Origin of the sequence: Fructobacillus fructosus KCTC 3544, from assembly GCF_001438695.1 — a bacterium.
Classification (GTDB): domain Bacteria; phylum Bacillota; class Bacilli; order Lactobacillales; family Lactobacillaceae; genus Fructobacillus; species Fructobacillus fructosus.
The window spans coordinates 14,985-18,300 of record NZ_JQBH01000016.1; the positions used below are offsets into that span (position 1 = coordinate 14,985).

Annotated in this window: 7 protein-coding genes; all 7 read right to left on the minus strand. The window is 41.4% G+C overall.

From position 1 onward, the window contains the following. Nucleotides 1–226 precede the first annotated feature (226 nt). Complete coding sequence (locus tag IV71_RS08275; RefSeq protein WP_010691255.1) at nt 227–376, minus strand: hypothetical protein; 150 nt, start codon at nt 374–376, stop codon at nt 227–229. A gap of 65 nt (nt 377–441) precedes the next feature. Then, nucleotides 442–633 (minus strand): hypothetical protein, encoded by a 192-nt coding sequence (locus IV71_RS07055; RefSeq protein WP_010691256.1) that lies wholly within the window; start codon nt 631–633, stop codon nt 442–444. 571 nt (nt 634–1,204) lie between these two features. Next, the gene (locus tag IV71_RS07060) at nt 1,205–1,642 is read right to left on the minus strand and encodes a RinA family protein (RefSeq protein WP_234781181.1); all 438 of its coding nucleotides are present in this window, start codon (nt 1,640–1,642) and stop codon (nt 1,205–1,207) included. A gap of 8 nt (nt 1,643–1,650) precedes the next feature. Next, nucleotides 1,651–2,121 (minus strand): RusA family crossover junction endodeoxyribonuclease, encoded by a 471-nt coding sequence (locus IV71_RS07065; RefSeq protein WP_010691258.1) that lies wholly within the window; start codon nt 2,119–2,121, stop codon nt 1,651–1,653. Continuing rightward, entirely contained in the window at nt 2,122–2,343 is a 222-nt protein-coding gene (locus IV71_RS07070) for a hypothetical protein (protein WP_010691314.1), read from the minus strand. An 11-nt stretch (nt 2,344–2,354) separates the two neighbouring features. Further along, a complete protein-coding gene (locus tag IV71_RS07075) occupies nt 2,355–2,588 on the minus strand; it encodes a hypothetical protein (protein ID WP_010691316.1) in 234 nt (77 codons plus the stop codon). A gap of 47 nt (nt 2,589–2,635) precedes the next feature. Then, nucleotides 2,636–3,316, minus strand: a 681-nt coding sequence (locus IV71_RS07080) for a putative HNHc nuclease (protein WP_234781182.1), incomplete at its 5' end; no start/stop codon positions are given.

Here is a 3,316-nt window from a genome sequence, read left to right on the forward strand (position 1 = left end):
GTCCGCAATCTCCTTGTACTTCATACCGGCTAAGTAATCTTGCTTAGCTTCATCACGTTTTGTCATGTCATTGTAGCTCCTCCTTTCGTCTTGATATATGTACTAAAAAAGACAGCCTAAGCCGCCTAATCTAATTTCTTCAACCACTTGTAAATATAATAAAGTCCGATACAAAAAGGAACTGATGTAATCAGCACTGCTACTGCATATCGTGTTAATACAATACTCACAAAGTGACTCCAAACCATAGCATTTTAGCGCCAATGATCATGACACCAGTTGCACCGGCAAGCAGGCCGCCTAGTAATAAGTAAGCAGCCGTGTTAGCCATGTGGGCCATTGTATTAGTGATTTTAAACTTCAAATTATCTTTCATAATTCCCTCCAAAATAAAAACCGCTGTTAGATTTAACTAACTAGCGGTTTCAAATATCAAGTCCTTTAAATAGTTCCTAGAGCGCCACTAAAGTATAAGATGGCGACTCCAATTGCGCTAATAATCGCTCCCCAGAAAAGCTGCGAGAAGACGCTTCGATCACCAAAATATAAGCGTAACAAGATAAACTGTCGGCCAAATAAGAAAATAATCATTCCTATAGCGAATACGATTACCCCAATAGTTCTTAAATCCATGATTTTGCCCCCTTCTGAATACTTCCATTATATAAAATATAAATAGGCGTTTCCACTCGTAAAACAACCACTAATTCAAATAAAAAGAACCATTGCATAATTCGCAACAGTTCGTTATGTACACAGGGAGCTACCCTGCCTACCGCCTCAAACCTAAACAAACGGATTATCTCTTCCGGATAGAGCGTTTTTAATCAAAGACGACTTACTGCGTCCTATTCAAATAGACAAATCTTAACGAAATGTCTATTGGCTGCGCTTTGACATAGGAATATGTACCGCAACCATAACCGCCAGGAAATGGTCACATTTGCTCGCTACCAAGGTATCTAATCTCGGGTCTCGGCAAGCTAAGAACAACAGCGGAGTTGCACCGCTCATGTGTCAAGGTGTTACCATCACCAATGAAACACGAAGCCTAATACTTATTGTTCAGGGACACAGCGATATTGCAGACGAATTAACACCTGTCCCATAATAATATCGTGCCTCTGTGCCCCTATCGATTTATTCGATACTACAAATATAGCACCTTTTTTAAGGAAAAAAGCGAACTCAAAGCGAACTCTTTTTAGGGGGTCAAGTTTTCCACAGGTTGAAAAAGGACACTCTCGGTGAAGTCTTTTTTAATGGCTTTTAGATCCTTCTGACATTGCCGTGCCGACTTGTACAATCGGTTAGAATCATTAATCCACGTGTGACGTTTCTTTGCATAGCGGAGTTTCAACAGGTTAACGTGGTAATCGTCCAGAGACAACTCATAGTTCTTAACTGTTTCGATTTTATGACGGAGTTCTCTAACAATCTTGTCATCTTCAACTGCCGCAATGTTAGCAATGGTTGAATTCAACGTTGTGTTGACATTCTTGACCCTTCCTCCGCCTACATTTTCATCTTGAGTGCTGTGCGAATATTTCAAATCATGAATCCGCCACGCTAAATCATGCTCCCACTTGCCCGAGTAGTAGCATTTGAAATATTGCTCCGCTGTCTTCGCCAAATTAATCACCCCCCCTTTTAATATTGATTATCGTTAATCTTTGAAACCTCAATAACAATCTTCTCTTCGTCACTAAATCGCTTTTTTGCGTTAATGTCACATAGCATGGCGTCGTCCTTCCACAGAATGCCATTTAAGGCGTCCTCGGTACTCTTAATGTAGTTGCTAAGGTCTGGCTTCTTGAACGGCAACAGCTCGCCCAGAATAGCCATTGCGTGCTTTGCCTTACTTAGCGACTTCGGAGGCAGAATGTAAAAGGTCACATTCAATGCCAACGCCCCGCTCAATGGCTCGAAGTAGTTCACACTCTTTTCAAGATTAGCAAGGTAAGCCAGCTTCTTTTTGTAGTTAACCGTCTTTACTGGATCGTATAAATAGTTCTTATTTTTGTAGTATCCCATCTTGCTAAGAACTTTCTTTACACCAATACGAGGACGCTCTTGTTGCTGTGGCTTGATGTCAAACTCAATCTTTATCGTTTCCGCCATCTAATCCTCCCCGTTAAAATTCAAACCATCACGATTAACTAATCCTTGGGCTTCCAGCTCCCTGTAGTAGTCAGAAAAGCGCCCGTACATAATCATGAAACCGCCGTCTATCTTCTCAACTGACAACTGCTCCCAGTCTTTGGCCAGCATGTTTAAAATTTCAGGAGTATGTTTGTTCAAGTTACTTACGATGATTACTTTTGTTTCAAAAAATATATCCATCAGAGACCCTTCTATGGTTTCTTTTCATAGGGTGTCAACTTCTCAAATTCGTAATCAGTTTTTTTAGCTTCTGTTTCGGTAATTTTGATAGCCTTATTTAAATTAACGTCAGAAGTCACCATTCCAGAGATGTTATCCTTTACCAACCAGAAACCGTTAACTGTTCGCCAGTAATAGGGATTTTCTCCTCTAAAGCCGTCTGCAATTTTTTTACCATGCATTTTCAAATCAGTTTCACTGCTCATCACTCCACCTCTTCCTTTTCGTAAATACACCTATACCAATTTCTCTTTCACCAATAATTCAAGTGATAAATCTGTGCTATTTTTTCGTTCACAGGCACACCCTGCAAATGATATTCAGCCATGCGCTCTTTCTCCTCGTGGTGGAACAAGTCGTGATGTTCCCGACACAAGGCAATCAAGCGCCGGCCTTTGTGGTTAATCTTCGTGCGGTCGTTTCCAATGTCAACCTTGCTACCCGTGATGTGGTGATGGTCTGCTTTCAGTCCGCAAATCACGCAGCGCTTGTTCATCAAGCAGGCATACTCATATCGAGCGATGGCTGGGTCGTCTAAATGGTCTAGTGGCCTCTTACTTAGTGGCACGTTATGATACAAGCAAAACTCAAGAAGCGTGTTAATTAACAAGTTAGTATCTGACATATTGCCAGTAGCATCAGACATGCTGAAGTCTTCAATTCCGTAATGGATAGACATCTCGCTCTTGAAATAGCCATATATCTTCTGTTCATAGTCAGCATCGCTACCACCGATTGCAAAGTTGGCAATGTCACGCATGATTGCCCAAGCAAATTTACGCTGTTTTGGGCTCACAGAGCGCCCGTCATGTATGTTCAGTGTAATTACACTATCCTGCACTTTATCGAGCTCATACAGCTTATCTGGGCTTTCTAACTCTATTGTGACGACAGACCCACGCCTGCTTAGTAACTTACCTGGTAACTCCATCAG

Bases quoted from the DNA above. Each gene is read 5' to 3' on its own strand.
- IV71_RS08275 (WP_010691255.1), bottom strand. From the start codon at position 376: ATGAAAGATAATTTGAAGTTTAAAATCACTAATACAATGGCCCACATG.
- IV71_RS07065 (WP_010691258.1), bottom strand. From the start codon at position 2,121: ATGGCGGAAACGATAAAGATTGAGTTTGACATCAAGCCACAGCAACAA.
- IV71_RS07070 (WP_010691314.1), bottom strand. From the start codon at position 2,343: ATGGATATATTTTTTGAAACAAAAGTAATCATCGTAAGTAACTTGAAC.
- IV71_RS07075 (WP_010691316.1), bottom strand. From the start codon at position 2,588: ATGAGCAGTGAAACTGATTTGAAAATGCATGGTAAAAAAATTGCAGAC.
- IV71_RS07055 (WP_010691256.1), bottom strand. From the start codon at position 633: ATGGATTTAAGAACTATTGGGGTAATCGTATTCGCTATAGGAATGATT.